This window comes from Streptomyces sp. 147326 (genome assembly GCF_045000215.1).
Classification (GTDB): domain Bacteria; phylum Actinomycetota; class Actinomycetes; order Streptomycetales; family Streptomycetaceae; genus Streptomyces.
In genome coordinates this window covers 8,214,052-8,231,408 of record NZ_CP134201.1, presented here as the reverse complement: position 1 = coordinate 8,231,408, position 17,357 = coordinate 8,214,052, and the positions used below count along the sequence as shown (strand labels likewise).

The 17,357-nt window shown below is 71.9% G+C and carries 14 protein-coding genes and 1 pseudogene; 4 read left to right on the top strand and 11 right to left on the bottom strand.

The genetic code is table 11. The annotated features are described in order from the left end of the window. Nucleotides 1–88 precede the first annotated feature (88 nt). The 6 genes from RIU97_RS37885 to RIU97_RS37860 form a co-directional block, all read right to left on the bottom strand. On the bottom strand, nt 89–958 hold the full coding sequence (locus tag RIU97_RS37885) for an ATP-binding cassette domain-containing protein (protein ID WP_404961998.1): 870 nt from the start codon (nt 956–958) through the stop codon (nt 89–91). Beyond that, nucleotides 955–1,956, bottom strand: a complete 1,002-nt coding sequence (locus RIU97_RS37880) for an ABC transporter ATP-binding protein (protein WP_404961997.1) — start codon at nt 1,954–1,956, stop codon at nt 955–957. Before RIU97_RS37880 ends, RIU97_RS37885 begins: the two co-directional genes overlap by 4 nt. Further along, nucleotides 1,956–2,834, bottom strand: coding sequence for an ABC transporter permease (locus RIU97_RS37875; protein ID WP_404961996.1), 879 nt, complete (start codon nt 2,832–2,834; stop codon nt 1,956–1,958). Before RIU97_RS37875 ends, RIU97_RS37880 begins: the two co-directional genes overlap by 1 nt. Beyond that, a complete protein-coding gene (locus tag RIU97_RS37870; protein ID WP_404961995.1) occupies nt 2,831–3,799 on the bottom strand; it encodes an ABC transporter permease in 969 nt (322 codons plus the stop codon). Before RIU97_RS37870 ends, RIU97_RS37875 begins: the two co-directional genes overlap by 4 nt. Further along, on the bottom strand, nt 3,796–5,466 hold the full coding sequence (locus tag RIU97_RS37865) for an ABC transporter substrate-binding protein (RefSeq protein ID WP_404961994.1): 1,671 nt from the start codon (nt 5,464–5,466) through the stop codon (nt 3,796–3,798). The genes RIU97_RS37870 and RIU97_RS37865 overlap by 4 nt, the downstream gene beginning before the upstream one ends. Before the next feature lie 183 nt (nt 5,467–5,649). Further along, entirely contained in the window at nt 5,650–7,332 is a 1,683-nt protein-coding gene (locus tag RIU97_RS37860; protein WP_404961993.1) for an amidohydrolase, read from the bottom strand. Between the two features lie 128 nt (nt 7,333–7,460). Between RIU97_RS37860 and RIU97_RS37855 the strand changes: the two genes are divergently transcribed. Then, entirely contained in the window at nt 7,461–8,156 is a 696-nt protein-coding gene (locus tag RIU97_RS37855) for a TetR/AcrR family transcriptional regulator (protein ID WP_404961992.1), read from the top strand. A gap of 25 nt (nt 8,157–8,181) precedes the next feature. Here RIU97_RS37855 and RIU97_RS37850 read toward each other — a convergent pair whose 3' ends face one another. Then, nucleotides 8,182–8,835 (bottom strand): hypothetical protein, encoded by a 654-nt coding sequence (locus RIU97_RS37850; protein ID WP_404961991.1) that lies wholly within the window; start codon nt 8,833–8,835, stop codon nt 8,182–8,184. 114 nt (nt 8,836–8,949) lie between these two features. Here RIU97_RS37850 and RIU97_RS37845 point away from each other — a divergent pair, with 114 nt between their 5' ends. Beyond that, a complete protein-coding gene (locus tag RIU97_RS37845; RefSeq protein ID WP_404961990.1) occupies nt 8,950–10,584 on the top strand; it encodes a hypothetical protein in 1,635 nt (544 codons plus the stop codon). 117 nt (nt 10,585–10,701) lie between these two features. Here the strand turns inward: RIU97_RS37845 and RIU97_RS37840 are convergent, their stop codons facing one another. Both RIU97_RS37840 and RIU97_RS37835 read right to left on the bottom strand, forming a co-directional pair. Beyond that, nucleotides 10,702–12,723 carry a prolyl oligopeptidase family protein gene (locus RIU97_RS37840; RefSeq protein WP_404961989.1) on the bottom strand — a complete coding sequence of 674 codons (2,022 nt, stop codon included), beginning with the start codon at nt 12,721–12,723 and terminating at the stop codon, nt 10,702–10,704. Continuing rightward, complete coding sequence (locus RIU97_RS37835; RefSeq protein WP_404961988.1) at nt 12,713–13,774, bottom strand: AI-2E family transporter; 1,062 nt, start codon at nt 13,772–13,774, stop codon at nt 12,713–12,715. Before RIU97_RS37835 ends, RIU97_RS37840 begins: the two co-directional genes overlap by 11 nt. Before the next feature lie 107 nt (nt 13,775–13,881). Here RIU97_RS37835 and RIU97_RS37830 point away from each other — a divergent pair. Then, nucleotides 13,882–14,214: pseudogene (locus RIU97_RS37830) on the top strand (MFS transporter); the annotation flags it as partial. 13 nt (nt 14,215–14,227) lie between these two features. On the opposite strand, the gene RIU97_RS37825 reads toward RIU97_RS37830, so the two are convergent. Then, the gene (locus RIU97_RS37825; protein WP_404961987.1) at nt 14,228–14,401 is read right to left on the bottom strand and encodes a hypothetical protein; all 174 of its coding nucleotides are present in this window, start codon (nt 14,399–14,401) and stop codon (nt 14,228–14,230) included. Nucleotides 14,402–15,101: 700 nt separating this feature from the next. Between RIU97_RS37825 and RIU97_RS37820 the strand changes: the two genes are divergently transcribed. Continuing rightward, nucleotides 15,102–16,532, top strand: a complete 1,431-nt coding sequence (locus tag RIU97_RS37820) for a nucleobase:cation symporter-2 family protein (protein WP_404961986.1) — start codon at nt 15,102–15,104, stop codon at nt 16,530–16,532. A gap of 55 nt (nt 16,533–16,587) precedes the next feature. Here the strand turns inward: RIU97_RS37820 and RIU97_RS37815 are convergent, their stop codons facing one another. Continuing rightward, nucleotides 16,588–17,310: a transcriptional regulator gene (locus RIU97_RS37815; protein ID WP_404961985.1), complete on the bottom strand. Its 723-nt coding sequence runs from the start codon at nt 17,308–17,310 to the stop codon at nt 16,588–16,590. Between the last annotated feature and the right edge of the window lie 47 nt (nt 17,311–17,357).

Genomic DNA, 17,357 nt, shown 5'->3' with positions numbered 1-17,357 from the left:
GGGGTCGATCCGCCGATGGTGGGGCACAACCCGGCGCCCGGCGACGACCGGCGCCGGAAATCCCCCGTACGGATTCCCCGGCCGCCCCTTACGTCGCCGCCGCCGGCCGGTGGACTCCGCTCGTGAACGGGTCCAGCCCGCGCCGGCGACGGCTGATCGAGTCGGGGTCCCAGCCCGGCCGGGGTACCGACGCCAGCAACAGCCGGGTGTAGGGGTCCCGGGGCGAGGTGAGCAGCTCGGAGACCGGTCGGTGCTCCATGGTCCGGCCCCGGTACATGACGAGGGCCTCGTCGCACACGTAGCGGACGACCGCCAGGTCGTGGCTGACGAAGACCAGCCCGATGCCGGTGTCGCGCCGGATGTCCGCCAGCAGGTTGAGCACCTGCGCCTGTACGGAGACGTCCAGGGCCGACACCGCCTCGTCGAGCACCAGGACGGCGGGTTCGACCGCCAGCGCCCGGGCGATCGCGGCGCGTTGGCGCTGCCCGCCCGAGAGGCGGCGGGGCAGGGCGGCCGCCTCGCGGTCGCCGAGGCCGACCTGGGCCAGCAGCTCCCGGACCCGGCCGGCCCGCGCCGCGCGGTCGCGGGTTCCGTGCAGCCGGAGCACGCCGTCGATCGTCGCGCCGATGCTGATCCGGGCGTCCAGGGAGAGGTACGGGTCCTGGAAGACGATCTGGACGGCCTTGGCACGGGCCAGCCGCGCCGCCCTCCCCCGTACGGACGCGGCCAGCGGCTCGCCCTGGACGAGGATCCGGCCCGCGTCGGGGCGTTCGAGGCCGATCAGCATCCGGGCCGTGGTGGTCTTCCCGGAACCGGACTCGCCGACGATGCCGAGGGCCCCGCCCGCCCTGAGGGTGAAGGACAGGTCGTCGACCGCGACGACCACGGCGGCGCCGCTCCGGTAGGTCTTGCGCAGGCCGCTCACCTGGAGGAGGGCGGGGGTGGGGTCGGTGGTCAACGGTCCTCCGTGCGGGATGCGAGGGAAGGCGCGGGCGCCGCGGCCAGTTCGGCGGTGCGGTGGCACGCGACCTCGGCCGGGCCGTGCCGTTGCAGCAGGGGCGGGGACTGGTCGCAGCGGCCGGGTTCGGCGAAGCGGCACCGGGGCGCGAAGGCGCAGCCGGGAGCGGACTCCAGCAGGCCCATCGGGGCGCCGGGGATGGGGGTGAGGCGGACGGGCGGGCCGTCGAGCGGCGGGGCGGAACCGAGCAGGCCGGCGGTGTAGGGGTGGCGGGGCGAGGTGAAGAGTTCCCCCACGGGCGCGGTCTCGACGATCCGGCCCGCGTACATCACGTAGATCCGGTCGCTGACCGCGGCGGCGAGCTCGATGTCGTGCGTGATCAGGAGGAGGCCGAGGCCGCGTTCGCGCTGGAGCCGTCCCAGGACGGCGAGGATCTCGGCCTGGGTGCTGACGTCGAGTGCGGTGGTCGGCTCGTCGCACAGCAGCAGCCTCGGTTCCGCCGTGAGGGCGGCGGCGATCACGACGCGCTGGAGCATTCCGCCGGAGAGCTCGTGCGGGTACTGGTTCAGGTGCCGGGCGGGGTCGGGCAGGCCCACCGCGCCGAGGAGTTCGGCCGCCCGGGCGTCGGCTTGGGCCCTGGACCAGCCGTGGACCAGGCGCAGCGGCTCGGTGAGGAAGTCTCCGACGCGGCGGACCGGGTTGACGGCGGCCCGCGGATCCTGGTAGATCATCGCCGCCCTGTCGGTCCGTACGTGGCGCAGGCTCGCGGCGTCGGCGCCGACCAGGTCGGTCCCGTCGACGCGCACCCGGCCGCCGACTTCGGCTCCCGCCGGGAACAGGCCGAGGGCGGCGCGGGCGGTGACGGATTTCCCCGAGCCGGATTCGCCGACCAGCGCGACGACTTCTCCCGCGGAGACCCGCAGGGTGACGCCGTCCAGGATCGGGCGGGCCATGGCGGGCAACGAGACGCTGAGGTCTTCGTAGGCGAGCAGTGTCATCAGGAGTCCCTCCCCGCGAGCCGGTCGCCGAGGTTCTCCCCGACGACGTTGAAGGCGACGACCACCAGGACGACCGCCACGGCCGGCGCGATCGCGGAGAGCGGCTGCCCCTGCAGCACGGCGGCCTGACCCTGGTTGATCATGGCGCCCCAGTCGGGGGTCGGCGGCTGTACGCCGAGCCCCAGGAAGGAGAGGGCGGCGAGGTCGAGCAGGGCGTACCCGAAGTTCACCGTCGACTGGGCGAGCAGGGTCGGGGCGATGTTGGGCAGCATCCTGCGGACCGTCACGAACAGGGCGGAGTGGCCCTGGACCTGGTAGGCGGCGATGTAGGGGCGGGCCTTCTCCTGGACGGCGAGGCCGCGGACGAGCCGGGCGGTGTACGGCATGTAGGCGACCGCCATGGCGAGGACCGGCGCCGTCATCCCCTTGCCGAAGAGGGCCACCGCGAGGATCGCCAGGAGCAGCGCGGGGAAGGCGAAGACGACGTCGAGCACCCGGCCGGTCACGGTGTCGATCCATCCGCCGCGCCAGGCGGTGAACAGGCCGACCGCCGTGCCCAGGAGGGTGGAGAACAGCACCACGGCGAGGGGTCCGGCGAGGCTGGTCCGGGTACCGGCGATCAGCGCCGAGAAGGTGTCGTGGCCGCCCTGGTCGGTGCCCAGCCAGTGGTCGGCGCTCGGGCCCAGGAGGGTGTCGCCGAGCCGGCCGAAGGTCGGGTCCTGGGGGGCGAGCCACGGCGCCAGCAGCGCCGCCAGGACGAACAGGACGAGGAGGAGCAGGCAGCCCTGCTGGAGCCGGCTGCCGCCGAGGGCCCGGATCCGGGTCAGCCGGCGGCGGCCCTCGCCCGGGAGGTCCGTTGGTGCGGTGTGTACGGTCATCGGGCGCTCCCCGCCGCGGCCATGCGCGGATCGATCAGCGGGTGCACCAGGTCGACCAGGGCGTTGACCACGACGAAGGCGGCCACCACCAGCAGGACGATCGCCTGGACCACCTGGAAGTCCAGCTGGTCCACCGACTGCACCAGCAGGGAACCCACTCCGGACATCCCGAACGCGGTCTCCACGATCGCGGTGCTGACCAGCATCCCCGAGACCAGGAGCGCGGAGACGGTCACGATCGGTCCCAGCGCGTTGCGCAGGACGTGCCGCCGGACGACGGTCCGGCGTGGTGTCCCCCGGCTGAGGGCCACCTCCACGTGCTCGCGGCGCAGCTCGTCGAGCATCGCCGAGCGGGTCACGCGGGTCACCAGCGCCACGAAGGTCACGGACAGGGCCGCGGCCGGGAGCACCACGTGGTGCAGGCGGTCCAGGACGCCGGTGCCGTTCCCGATCGTCGGGAACCAGCCCAGCTGAACGCCCAGGACCGATCGGAGCAGGAGCGCGGCGACGAAGGCGGGCGCGGCGGCGCCCACGGTCACCAGGAGCATCAGGGTGCGGTCGGTCCGCGTGCCCCGGCGCAGCGCGCCCACGATGCCGGATCCGATGCCCACCACCGCGATCATCAGGGCCGATACGCCGATCAGCAGCATGGACGCGGGCAGCCGCGACCAGATGACCGAGGAGACGTCCTGGTGGAAGAGGTAGGAGCGGCCGAAGTCCCCGTGCAGGACGCCCTCCAGCCAGTTCCAGTACCGGACCAGGAACGGCTCGTCGAAGCCGTACTGGCGGCGGATCTCGGCGAGTTCCTGCGGGCTGGGGCTGCGCCCCTTCACGAGGAAGGAGGCGGGGTCCCCCGGCGCCAGGAACAGCGAGGAGAAGACGAGGAAGGAGGTGACGAGCAGGGTCGCCGCCATGCCGGCCAGCTTGCGCAGCACCCGTCCGGCCCGTGCCACCGCGACCGTCATCCCTTCGCCCCTATCTCGGCCGCCCACGGGTAGTAGAGGTAGGCGATGGACGGCTGGACGCCGGTGATCCGCTTGCCGAGGAACACGCTCACGGGCTGGGTGTAGAGGGGCAGCCAGGGCAGTTCGCGCATCGCGATCCGCTGGGCCTCGGCGTTGGCGGCCGTGTGCTCGACGGGGTCGTAGCTCTCGATCGCCTTGTCGACGGCCTTGTCGAAGGCGGGGTCGGACCAGTTGCCGTAGTTGCTGAAGGCGCCGGTCTGCAGGGAGCCGTACATGTCCAGCGGGTCGGTGATGGACGTGTACCAGAAGGTGAGGAAGAGGTCGATGCCCTCGCGCGCGGCCGGGTCGGTGAAGAGCGTCGTGTACTTCTCCGCGGAGACGGAGTCGATCTGCGGTTTCAGTCCGATGGCCGTGGCGGCCTGGGCGACGGCCTGCGTGATGATGGTCGTCTGGGAGTCCAGCGGGCTGGTCGCGATCACGACCTTCTGGCCGTTCACTCCGGCCTCGGCGGCGAGCGCCTTGGCCTTGGCCGGGTCGTACGGGTACTTGGGGAGTTCCTTGAGGATCGCGTCACGGGTCGCGGCGGACGCCTCGTTCCAGAGGTTGTCGGTGACGAGCGAGTCGGCGACCTGGCCGACTCCGCCGGCGCCGGCCTTGACGATGCCCTCGCGGTCGATGGCCATCAGCAGGGCCTGGCGCACCCGGGCGTCGCCGAGCGGGCCCTTGAGGTTGCTCACCACCTCGTCGGCAACCGTGGTGTTGCGGCCGAAGTAGAGGGTTCCGGCCTGGGTGTCGCGCAGTTGGGAGTAGGCGTTCGGCGGAACCATCCAGCCGCCGTCGACCTCGCCGCTCTGGAAGGCGTTGACGCGGGTCGTCGCGTCGGCCAGGAAGACGAACTTCACCTCGCCGGACTTGGCCTTGAGGGCGGGGTTCCAGTAGTCGTCGAAGCGCTTGAGCGTGAGGGACTGGCCGGAGGTCCAGGAGGCGAAGGAGAACGGGCCGGTGCAGTTCACGCCGGTCTGCGGATTGCCGTAGTTCTTGCCGGACTTGGCGAGGGTGGCGGCGGACTCCACCGTGCCCGGGCTGGCGGCGAGGTACTTGTTGAAGGTGGAGTCGGGCTGCGCCAGGGTGACGGTGACCTCCATCGGCCCGGTGCGGTCGACCGACTTCACGTTCCGGAAGGGGTAGGCCCACACGCTGGCCGTCTCCGGGTCGAGGTTGCGGCGCAGCGAGGCCACGACGTCGTCGGCGGTGAGCGTGGTCCCGTCGTGGAACCGCACGCCGGGGCGGATCTGGTAGACCCAGGTGGTGGGCGTGGGGTTGGTGTACGAGGACGCGAGGTTCGGCGAGGTCGTCAGATCGGGGTTCCAGCGGAGCAGGCTCTCGCAGACGTTGGCGAGGACCTGGTTGGGCGGGTAGTCGAACGAGTAGGCGTAGTCGATGGTGGTCGGCTCCGCGAAGATCGACCAGGTGAAGGAGTCCACGGTGCCGGCTGCGGCCGGCGTCGCGTCGGTGATCTCGAAGGCGGTGGCTCCGTCCTGCTGTCCGCCCGTGGTGCCGCTGCACGCGGTGGTGACGAGGACCGCGGCGGCCGCGAGGGCTGCCGACAGGGCGTGGCGGATCCGGCTGCGTCGGTGGTGCGGCGATCCCGATGTGGCTGATGACATCGTCTGGCTCCCTGAGGGGTGAGCGTGGTGGGGTGCGTGCTGCTCGGCCGGTGGCGGCCCGGCCGGTGACTGCCCGGTCCGCCGGCAGTCAGTGATCGGTGTGTCGGTGCGCGGCTGCGCGGCTGCGCGGCTGCTCCGTGGGCAGGTGTGCGCGGTGTGCGCGGTGTGCGGGGGATGCGGTGCTCAGTCCCTCGCGGCGAAGACGAGTTCGCCGTCGAGGTAGGTCCGGAGCACCCGGGTCTCGGCGATCTCCTCGCTGGGGTGGGCGAAGGGATCCCGGTCGAGGACGACGAGGTCCGCGTACTTGCCCACCTCGACGGTGCCGGTGACCTCGTCGAGGTGGTTCACCCAGGCGCTGCCCGCGGTGTAGGCGGTCAGTGCCTGGGAGAGGGTCAGTGCCTGCTCCGGGAAGAAGGGAGCCAGGGGTTCGAAGGTCCCGGACGCGTTGGGGGCCTCGTCGGGGACGGCGCGGTTGACGGCGACGTGGATGCCCCACAGCGGGTTGGGGCTGCTCACCGACCAGTCGCTGCCGGCGACGAGGCGGGCGCCGGCCCGCTGCAGGTCCCCGAAGGGGTACTGGAGGGCGGCCCGTTCGGGTCCCAGGAAGGGGATCGTCAGCTCGTCCATCTGCGGCTCGTGCGCGGCCCACAGGGCCTGGATGTTCGCGGCCGCTCCCAGGCCGGCGAAGCGGCCGATGTCGTCGGGGTGGACGATCTGCAGGTGGGCGAGGTGGTGGCGGTTGTCGTTGGCGCCGTTGGCCGCCCGGGCCGCGGCGAGTGCGTCGAGCACCTCGCGCACGGCGCGGTCCCCGAGTGCGTGGAAGTGGACCTGGAAGCCGGAGCGGTCGAGCCGGGAGACCGCCTCGGTGAGCAGTTCCGGTTCGACGAAGCTCAGCCCTGAGTTCGCGGTGGCGCAGCCGCAGCCGTCGAGGTAGGGCTCCAGCAGACCGGCCGTGAAGTTCTCGGCGATGCCGTCCTGCATGATCTTGATGCTGGTGGCGTTGAAGCGGCCGACCTGTCCGGTGCGGCGGCGCTCCTCCAGTTCGGGTATCTGCTCCAGACCGCGTTCGCGGTCCCACCACAGGGCGCCGACGACGCGTGCGCGCAGGGAGCCCTCGCGCGCCGCCCGCAGGTAGACCCCGTAGTTGTCGGGGTTGCCGGGGAAGGCGCCGATCATGGCGTCCTGCCAGCTGGTCACGCCGAGGGAGAAGAGGTGCTCCTGCGCGGCGAGGAGGCCGGCGTGCGCCTCGTCGGGCGTGGCGATGGGCACGTGGCGGGCCACCAGGTCCATGGCGCCCTCCTGGAGCGTGCCGGCCGGGTTTCCGTCGGAGTCCCGCTCGATCCGGCCGTCCACCGGGTCGGGGGTGGTGCGGTCGACGCCCGAGAGTTCGAGTGCGCGGGTGTTGACCCAGGCGCCGTGGCCGTCCCGGTTGGTGAGCATGACGGGCCGGTCCGGCACGACGGCGTCGAGCAGGGCACGCGTCGGCGTGCCCCCGGGGAAGACGTCCATGGACCAGCCGCCGCCGCGAATCCAGGCCGCTTCGGGGTGCTCCTCGGCGTACGCGGCCACCACGGCCAGGTAGCCGTCGATGGACCGCTCCTCGCCGAGGTCGCAGCTGAGCATCTGGACGCCGGCCACCGCCGGGTGGACGTGGGCGTCCTGGAACCCCGGCACGAGCAGTCCGCCCGCGAGGTCGACGACCTCGGTGTCCGCGTCCGCGAGGGAGCGCACGGCGGCTTCGTCGGCGACGGCGAGGATCCGTCCGCCCCCGATGGCGACCGCGGCGTCGACCGGGGCCGGCCCGGTCGCGGTGAAGACCTTCCCGCCCACGAATACGGTGTCGGCCCGCTGCCTGTTGTTGGACATCGACGCATCCTCCGGCTCGGCGGGCAGACCCGCACGGCTTGTTTGTTGAGGAGGAGTGAACGGGAGCGCAACATTGTTGTCAACGGTGTTGCGCAGCCTCTGTTCCACATCGTTACACTGGCCCCACCATGCCGAAGTCATCCGACACACCCGCCCGGTCCAAGCGCGCGGGCAGCCAGCTCACACCCGACGCGATCATCGAAGCGAGCCTGCGCATCGCGGCCCGCGGCAGTGAGGACGCGTTCACCGTCCGGCGCCTCGGCGAGGAGCTCGGCGCCGACCCGACCGCGATCTACCGGCACTTCCGCGACAAGGACGAGCTGCTGCTGTCCGTCGCCGACCGCACGCTCGGCGAGGTGCTCGACAGCATCCCCGAGGGCCTCGACTGGAAGGGCCGGCTGCGGGCGCTCGCCGACGGCTCACTGGAGGTGGCGCTGAAGTACCCGGTGGTCGGATCGACCATGGCCAGCCGGACCACCCGGCGGCCCAACGAGTTCCGGGTGGTCGAGCTCATCCTCGGCGCCGTCATGGAGGCCGGGCTCGACGGCGCCGAGGCGGCCGTCCACTACCGCATGGTCGGCGACTCGCTCCTCGCGTACGTCGGCCAGCGCGCCGCGTACCTGCTGTTCGACCCGGACATCCGGGCGGCCGACGAGTCCTCCTGGAGCCGCGAGTACCGCCTGGTCGACGCGGAGGGATTCCCGAACATCACCCGACTGAGCACGCAGCTCGCCGAGGTGACGGACGAGCAGATCTTCCTCGCCAGGGTGGAGGCGCTGATCACCGCGATCGAGAGGCGCGTGGAGGAACTCCGCGCGACATAGAACCTGCCGGGCGGCGTGGGCGCGGTCAGCCGGTGCAGCCCGGGACGGCGCCGGCCGGGCTGCAGTTGTTCGGCCGGTCGTGGCGGACGACGTCGCCGTTCAGGGCGAGGGTTCCGGACGCCTTGAAGATGCCGCCGCCGTCGCCCGCCCGGTTGTGGGTGACGGCGTTCTGCTCCAGCGTGGTGGTGCCCTGCCCGGCGGACCCCCCGGCGGTGTAGAGGCCGCCGCCCTGGGCGGTGCCGCCCTTCGCGGTGGCGGTGTTCCGCAGTACCTTGTTGCGCCTGGCCGTCAGGGCACCGCCCTCGGGGTTGTCGAGGCCTGCGCCCTGAGCCGTACCGTTCGGCGCGGCGACGGTGTTGTCGGTGATGCGGCTGTCGGTCAGGTCCAGCGTGCCGAAGGGGCCGACGCGGACCCCGCCGCCGCGTGCGTTGCCGTCCTGGGCCACCGCCCGGTTGCCGCTGATCTCCACCTTGGCCACCGTCATCAGGGCGTTGTTCGCGATGCCCCCGCCCTGGGCGAAGCCGTGCGGGGCGTCGGAGGTGTTGTGCGTGATGGCGCCGCCGGTCACGGTCAGCCTGCCGGGCTCAGGGATGCCGTTGGAGACGGCCCCACGGGCGAACCCGTTCGGGGCGAAGGCGGCCCAAGCCGCCGGACGGCGCGGGCCGGCCACCTTGATCACCTCACCGGGGATAAGCCCTCGCCAGAAACATCGCACGTATGTACTCTGAGCGGGCATCAAACCTGATCACGTTCAAAAACTAAAATGGGGGGGCCGGTGCGTAATCGCCGACTCATGCTTTCCACCGCCGCAATCGTCGCGGCCGGTGTCGGACTCGTCCCGGGTGTCGCCAACGCGACGGGCCAGGACGGAGCCAAGGGGACGGACCACCGGGGGGTGTCCGTTCCCGACCTCGATCTGAGCAAGATCGCGGCCAAGGCGTACAAGGAGGGGACCGCCTCCAGCCCTGCTTCCAAGACGGTCCACCCGGCCGCCAAGGGCAGCAAGCAGGCCGCGGGTGCCGCCGCCGTGGAGCCGACGGTCGATCTTCAGGCCGAGACCATCAGCGCACACGCGATCCAGCTGGCTCTGACGTTCACCACCGACCCGAACGAATCGATCACCTCGCTCATCGAGTGGGGCGACGGCACGACGTCGTCGACGCCGGCCTACCCGACCGCCCAGACCCTCGACCACACCTACGCCAAGGCGGGTGTCTACACCGTCAAGGTCAGCCTGCTCGAGGGCACCACGCTCCGCGGCACCAACCAGGTCGTCGTGCAGACCGCGGGCAACGAGTTCACCCCGCACGCTCCGACCCGTCTGCTGGACACCCGTGCGGGCATCGGTGCGGCCGCGAAGAAGGTGCCCGCCTTCGGGACCGCCCGCATCAAGGTCGCCGGCGCCGCGCAGATCCCGGCCGGTGTGACCGCAGTGGCCCTGAACGTCACCGTCACCAACCCCTCGAAGGACGGACACGTCCGCGTGTACGCCGAGGGCGGCGAGGTGCCGACCACGTCGAACGTCAACTACACCCCGGGGCAGACCGTCCCGAACATGGTGATCGCGTCGGTCGGCCAGAACGGCTACGTGGACATCTACAACCACGGCGCGGGCGAGCTCGACCTCATCGCCGACGTCACCGGCTACTTCTCCAAGTCCGCCGCCAGCGGCTACACCTCGCTCAACCCGAGCCGCATCGTCGACACCCGCGAGGGCCTCGGCACCGGCCAGGGCAAGGTCGCCGGCTACGGCAACTTCAGCACCCAGGTGCACGGCCGTGGGGGCGTCCCCGCGAGCGCCAAGGCCGTCGCGCTCAACGTGACCGTCCACGAGCCGAACATGGAAGGTCACCTGACCGTCTACCCCGGCGGCGCGGCCCCGACCTCGTCGAACCTGAACTTCAGCCAGGGCCAGACCATCGCCAACTCGGTCATCGTCCCGATCGGCCCCGACGGCAAGATCAGCATCCGCAACGGTGCCGGAGCCGGGACCCACGTGATCGTCGACGTCGTGGGCTACTACAGCCCCGAAAGCGAGAGCGCGCTGATCCGCACCGCCCCGAGCCGCTGGTTCGACACCCGCGAGTGGGGCAGCCCGCTCGAGGGCCGCTCCTACATCTACGGCCGGGTCGCGGGCGGAGACACGAACGTCACCGCGCTCGTCACCAACGCCACCGTCACCAACCCCGAGGGCACCGGCTTCCTGACGGTCTCCCCGGACCCCAACTCGTGGGCCGCCTACGAGGGTGGCTGGGAGACCTGGCCGACGCCGCCGAACTCCTCCAACCTCAACTGGACCTACCGCAAGACCGTCCCGAACCTGGTCCAGGCGAGCTCCGGCGTCAACAACGTGATCGACTTCTGGAACATGAGCTACCAGCCCACGGACCTGCTCGTCGACACGTTCGCCTTCTACGCCAAGAACTGACGCCCGGCCCGCCGGCAGGACCTGTGGCCGACCGCCGGCACGGCGCCCCGGGAGCGGACCCCAGTGGTCCCGCTCCGGGGCGCCGTACGTCGTTTCCGGCCCGGTCCCGGCCCCGGATCACTTCGACGGGGTCAGCCGCTCCCACAGGAAGGTGTGGACGAGGGCCTCGTTGAAGGCGGTCTGCCGGTGGTCGGTGGCGCCCGCGTGGCCCCCGCCGAGGTGCTCGTGGAAGAGGACCGGATGCCCGGACTCGCGCAGCCGGGCCGCCATCTTGCGGGCGTGGCCCGGGTGGACGCGGTCGTCGCGGGTCGAGGTGAGCAGGAGCAGCGGCGGGTACGCGGGCCCGTCCGCCCGGACCTGGTGGTACGGGGAGATCCGCTCCAGGTGGGGCCGGTCGGCCGGGCTGTCGGGATCCCCGTACTCGGCGATCCAGCTGGCGCCGGCGAGCAGCTTGTGGAAGCGGAGCATGTCCAGCAGCGGCACGTGGGCGACGACCGCGCCGAACAGTTCCGGGTCCCGGGTGAGCATCGCGCCCATCAGCAGTCCGCCGTTGCTGCCGCCCTCGATGCCCAGCTGGGCCGGGGTGGTGATGCCCCGGGCGGTGAGGTCCCGGGCGACGGCGGCGAAGTCCTCGTACGCCCTGACCCGGTTCGCGCCGAGGGCCGCCCGGTGCCAGTCCGGCCCGTACTCGTGCCCGCCCCGGATGCCCGCGACGACGTAGGTGCCGCCCCGCGCGAGCCAGGCCCGTCCGGTGAGCGCGCTGTAGTGCGGGACCATGGAGATCTCGAAGCCGCCGTACCCGTAGAGCAGGGTGGGGCCCGGGCCGGGGCGGTCCTCGGGTCCGACGACGAAGTACGGGACCCGCGTGCCGTCCGCGGAGGTCGCGAAGTACTGGCTCACGGCGAGGCCGGCGGTGTCGAAGAGGGCCGGGCCCTGCTTGACGCTCTCGCCGTCGCCGCCGGCCGTCCCCCGGTAGAGGGTGGACGGCTGGAGGAAGCCGGAGACGTGGTGGAAGTACTCGTCGCTCACGTCCGGGTCGGTGCAGGTGACCGAGGCGGTGGACAGCGGAGGTACGCCCGGCAGGGGTGCGCGCCGCCAGCCGCCGGGTTCCGGGGTGAGGAGCTCCATCCGGGAGGAGACGTCGGCGCGGGTGCTGAGGATGAGGTGGTTGCGGGTCCAGCTGTATCCGGCGAGCGCGGTCCGCTCGTCCGGGGTGAACAGCACCTCGGCCTCCCGCTCCCCCGCCCGGAAGGCGTCGAAGTCGAAGGCGAGCAGGCTGCCCGCGGGGTGGCCGAGCCACGGCGCCTTGGTGGTGACGGTCAGCCACTGCCGGTGGACGGAGGCGTCCGCGTCGTCCGGTACTTCGATCTTCACCGGCGGGGCGGCGGGGTCCTCCGGGAGGAGGAAGAGTTCCTTGTTCCAGAAGTCGATCTGCCGGTGGACGAAGTCCCGTTCGAAGCCGGGGGTGTCGTCGTGCCATCCACTGGCGGACAGGTCCGTGGCCAGGCCCTCGTAGATCAGCTCCGCGTCCTCGAGGGGGGTGCCGCGCCGCCAGCGGCGCACCTGGAGCGGGTAGCCGGACGCGGACATCGAGCCGGGGCCGAAGTCGGTCCCGATCCAGATCCGGTCGTGGTCGATCCATCCGGTCCGGGTCTTGGCCTCCCCGACCGTGAACCCGTCCGCGACGAACTCCAGGGTCTCCAGGTCGAACTCGCGCACGACGCAGGCGTCGGCGCCGTCCCGCGACAGCATGACCAGGGCGTGCCGGTGTCCGGGGGCCAGGACGCTGCTGCCCGCCCAGGCCCACTTCTCCTGTTCCGCCTCGGCCAGTGCGTCCAGGTCCAGTACCACCTCCCAGGCCGGCCGCTCCGTGCGGTACTCCTCGAGCGTGGTCCGCCGCCACAGCCCGCGTACGTGGTCGGCGTCCTGCCAGAAGTTGTAGAGGTGGCGGCCCCGGCGGACGACGTACGGGATCCGGCCGTCGTCGTCCAGCACCTCGCGCATCTCCTGCTCGAGCACCTTGAACCCGGGGGCGCCGGTCAGCGCCTCCAGGGTCTCGGCGTTGCGCTCCCGGACCCAGTCGAGGGCGGCCTCGCCGGATACGTCTTCCAACCAGAGGTAGGGGTCTTCATCGCTCATCAGGCGATTGTGCAGGAAGACGGGCGGCGCGCAGGGCCGAGTGCACCGACCAGACCACCGAGACCAGCGGGACCGCGACCACCGCGCCGACCACTCCGGCCGCGATGGCCCCCGCGACCACCGAGATCGCCACGACCAGCGGGTGCAGCCGCACCGCCCGGCTCATCACCAGCGGGTGCAGCAGATGGCCCTCGATCTGGCCGATGACCACGATCAGTGCCACCACGATTCCCGCGACGAGCGGCCCCTTCGCGGCCAGCGCGACGACGGCGGCGACCGTCAGCGCGACCGGCGATCCGATGAGGGGGATGAAGGCCGCGAAGAACTCCAGCACCGCCAGCGGAACGGCCAGCGGGACCCCGAGGAAGTACAGCGCCACCCCGACGAGGACGGCGTTCGTCGCCGCGACCAGCAGGATGCCGTGGGTGTAGCCGGTGAAGGTGCGCCAGGCCGCCCGTCCGGCGATCGCCACCCGGTCGCGGGCCGGCTCGGGCAGCTGCGCGCAGAACCACGACCACTGCCGGTCGCCGCCGTGCAGGAAGAAGACCGAGCAGAAGACGCCGAGGGCGAGGACGGTCAGGACGTGGACCAGGCGCCCGGCTCCGCTGACCGCCTGGCTGAGCACCGTGGAGCGGTGGCTGGAGAGGTACGCGCCGATCCGGGCCTGGACGTCGGAGAGCGCGCGCGGGTTCAGCCGGAAGGGGGGCCGCTCCAGCCACGCCTCGATGCTGGCGAGTCCCTGGCGGAACTCCCGGGCCAAGGTCGTGCTCTCCCCCGCCACCGCCTCGCCGACCAGCGTCAGCACGCCCAGCAGCAGCAGCGTGCTGCCGACGAGGGACACGGCGACGGCGAGCGTGCGGGGCACGGCGTGCGCGAGGCGCCGGGTGGGCGACCACAGCAGCGCCGCGACGACGAGGCCGAGGAAGAGGGCCACGGCGATCTCGTGGAACCGGCCCAGCACGGCGAAGACCGCGTAGACGGCGGCGCCGACGACCAGCAGGCGCCAGGCGTACGACGCGGCCGTACGCAGGAAGGGTGACACCGGCGGCATGGTCCATCAGTGCCACCGCGGCCCGCCGATGCCACGCGCCGGGTCCCGGATTCGCCCGTCCGAGGCGGTGGGGAGGCGTCCGGGCGGACGGGTACGGAGGCGTCCGGGCGGTGGCGGGCGCCGGCGACATGCTGAGCGGGCTGGGGCGCGCCACCATCTGGAACCAGACGATCCCCGAGGAGCTGCGGGGCCGGCTCGCGGGCATCGAGGTGCTCTCGTACAGCGTGGGCCCGCAGCTGGGCCAGGTCCGGGCGGGCACGATGGCCGGATGGACCGGTACCCGCTCGGCCTTCTGGAGCGGCGGTCTGGCCTGCGTGGTCTCGGTGGCGGTGCTGGCCGCGCTGCTGCCGAAGCTGATCTCCTACGACGCCGGCACCGACGAGGACGCGCTGCGCCGCCGGGCGGCCCGGGAGGAGGAGCCGAGCGGCGCGGCGGCCTGACGTCCGCCCGTGCTCAGGTCTCCTTCTCGGCGAGGATCCGGTCGGCCGCGAAGTGCGGGCAGTTGGTGGCGTGCCAGGTCACCGAGAGCGAACAGGCTCCGGTCCGCAGGGTCCGCACCGCGCCGTCGGCGGCGGTGGCCTTGCAGAAGGGACACACGACGGTCTCCGGGCGCAGTAGATCGAACATGCCGTGTCCTTCCCGCAGCTTTCTCACACCGGACCAGTCCAGAACTATCAAATCCGGCGCCATTCGGCCCCAGTACCCACAAGTACGGATGGGTTTTGGATGCCGTGGCCGAGCGGGAAGAGCGGTGGGACGGCCATTCGGGAGGCGTCCTCGGGCGGCGGCCGCGCCGGCGAGAACCCGGGCTGCGGCCCGGAGTTCGGGGTCGGTCCACGAGTAAGTGGCCAGGCTCGCCGTCACGTCGGAAAGACGGACGACGTCGTTAGGGTTGCGCAGGGCCACCGCGATGACGGGGACGCCGGTCGCGGACGGACGGTCGACCGGGGCGCACCGGGCGCTCCGCGCACCGAGGTTGTACGTGCACGCCCCGCCCTCGGCGCCCGGACTGGTCCCCCTGTGGCGCGGCGTGACTGTGCCGCTGACGCCGGGCGGCGCGAGGTTACTCGCGAGGAAACACCGCCTTTGGCTATGGTGAGCGCCCTCGGTCGATCCCCCCTTCGGATCTCAAGATCAAACATGGATCCGATGTGCCGATCGAAGGACGTTCCGCCACCCGGGACATGAATACGAAGTGCAGAGCGACGTGCTGTCGGCAACACCGCCCGGCGTCGGCTCGGTACGAGCCGGCCTGCCCTCGTCCTGTCACCCAGGGCTGGAGGGCGGCGGTCTTCTCATTCACCTACCTCGCGAAGGCAAGGCAGAGATGGCACGAATGCCCCGCCAGTCCTCCCGTCGACCGCGCCCGCACGCGCACCCGGTCGACGAGCTGCTCCCGATCCCCCGGCTCGCCCTGTACGGCTTCCAGCACGTCCTCGCGTTCTACGCGGCGGCGGTCATCGTTCCGGTCCTGCTCGGGAACGCGCTGGGACTCTCCCGCCAGGAGCTCGTCCACCTCATCAACGCGGACCTCCTGACCTGCGGCGTGGCCTCGATCATCCAGGCCCTCGGCGTCTGGAGGGTCGGCGCCCGGCTGCCGCTGGTCCAGGGCGTCACCTTCACCGCGGTCTCGCCGATGATCGCCATAGGCACCGGTGCGGGCGGCGGTACCGCCGGTCTCCTCGTCGTCTACGGGGCGGTGATCACGGCGGGCATGGCGACCTTCCTCTTCGCCCCGCTCTTCAGCAAGCTCGTGAAGTACTTCCCGCCGGTCGTCATCGGCACCATCCTCACGATCATCGGCATCACACTGATCCCGGTGGCCCTGCAGGACGCGGCCGGCGGTGCGCACCTCATCGGCACCCCCGCGTACGGGGATCCGAAGAACCTCGCCTACGCGCTGGGGACCCTGCTCTTCATCCTGACCATGGTCAGGATCGGCAGGCCGTTCCTGAGCAGCCTGGCCGTCCTGCTCGGGCTCGGCGCCGGCACGGCGGTCGCCTGGCTCCTCGGCGACGCCGATTTCACGGTGGTGGGGCAGACCGACTGGTTCGGGGTCACCACGCCCTTCCACTACGGCGTGCCGCGGTTCGAGCCGCTCCCGATCGCCGCCATGCTCGTCGTCATGCTGATCACCATGGTGGAGACCACCGGGGACGTCTACGCGATCGGCGAGATCACCCGCAAGAAGGTCGACGCCGACACGGTCGCCCGGGCGCTGCGCGCCGACGGCGCGGCGACGGTCCTCGGCGGCGTCCTCAACTCGTTCCCGTACGTGGCGTTCGCCGAGAACATCGGGCTCGTGCGCATGTCCAAGGTGATGAGCCGGTACGTGGTCGTCGCGGCCGGCGTGTTCATGGTCGTACTGGGGCTGCTGCCGAAGGCGGGCAGCCTCGTCGCCTCGATCCCCCACCCGGTGCTGGGCGGAGCGGCGATCTCCATGTTCGGCCTCGTCGCCGCGGTGGGCGTACAGGTCCTGGGGAAGGCCGATCTGCGCGAGGAGCGCAACACGCTGATCCTGGCGGTCAGTCTCGGCGCCGCCCTGATGCCGACCACGGTCGCCCCGTTCTTCGACCGGATGCCGGACGGCCTCCGGGCGGTTCTCGACAGCGGGATCACGCTGGGCGCCCTCACGGCCATCACGCTGAACCTGCTCTTCAACGTCTTCACGCGCCGCACCACGACGGAGATCGACTGGGACGACATCGGGGAAGAGGACCCGGCGCGGCCGCAGTTCGGGGTCCACCCCGCCCGCTGAGACGGGCGCGCGGGGCCGGGAGGGGCGGGCGCCCTTCCCGGCCCGTCGTCGCCCGTCAGCGCCCGCCCAGCGGGAACGGCGACGCCTCGCCCTCCTCGCCGATCAACTCCCAGAAGTGGTCGACGAGTCGGCGCAGGTAGGCGGCGCGCTCCGCCGCGATCTCCTTGAGCCGGACGTCGTCGTTCCGTGCGACGAGGTGTCCCATGTACCGCTCCGAGAACCGCGAGAACTCCTGGTGCATCGTGCGCAGTGCGTCCCCCACGCTGGTCGCGTCCACCACGACGATCTCCGCCACCGGTCCCACGTGCGTCTTCCACCGCCCGGCGACGGCTGCCTTCAGGAGCTCCGCCAGCTCGTCCACCCGGCCCATGATCCCGATGAGCTTGCGCAAGGACAGGCCCAGGGCGTCCACGAGCGCCCTGGTCTGCCAGGCGTCGCCTCGCCAGTGCTGTGCCGCTTCGGCCTCGCGGTATTCGGTCGGGTCCATGCCTATGCGGTACGCCAGCCGCTCCACGGTGAGCCGGCGGGCCAGCCGGTGCTCGGCCAGGGTGCGCGGTTCGATGCCCATCAGCGTCGTCGCGTCGCACCACAGGACGTCGGCCAGGGCGAAGAGCTGCCGGTCGGTCGGGACCTCGAAGCCCTGCTCCCAGGCCAGGACCAGCTGGGGGTGGACGGGCGTGCCGCAGGTCGCCATGAAGTGGGCCACCTGGGTCGGGGACAGGCCCATGCGGGCTCGTGCGGACCAGGCCTCGGTCGGGGAGAACGGAGTGCTGTGCACGGACGCGACACCTCGCAGCATCCTCGGACGCGAGGCGTGCGAGGGGA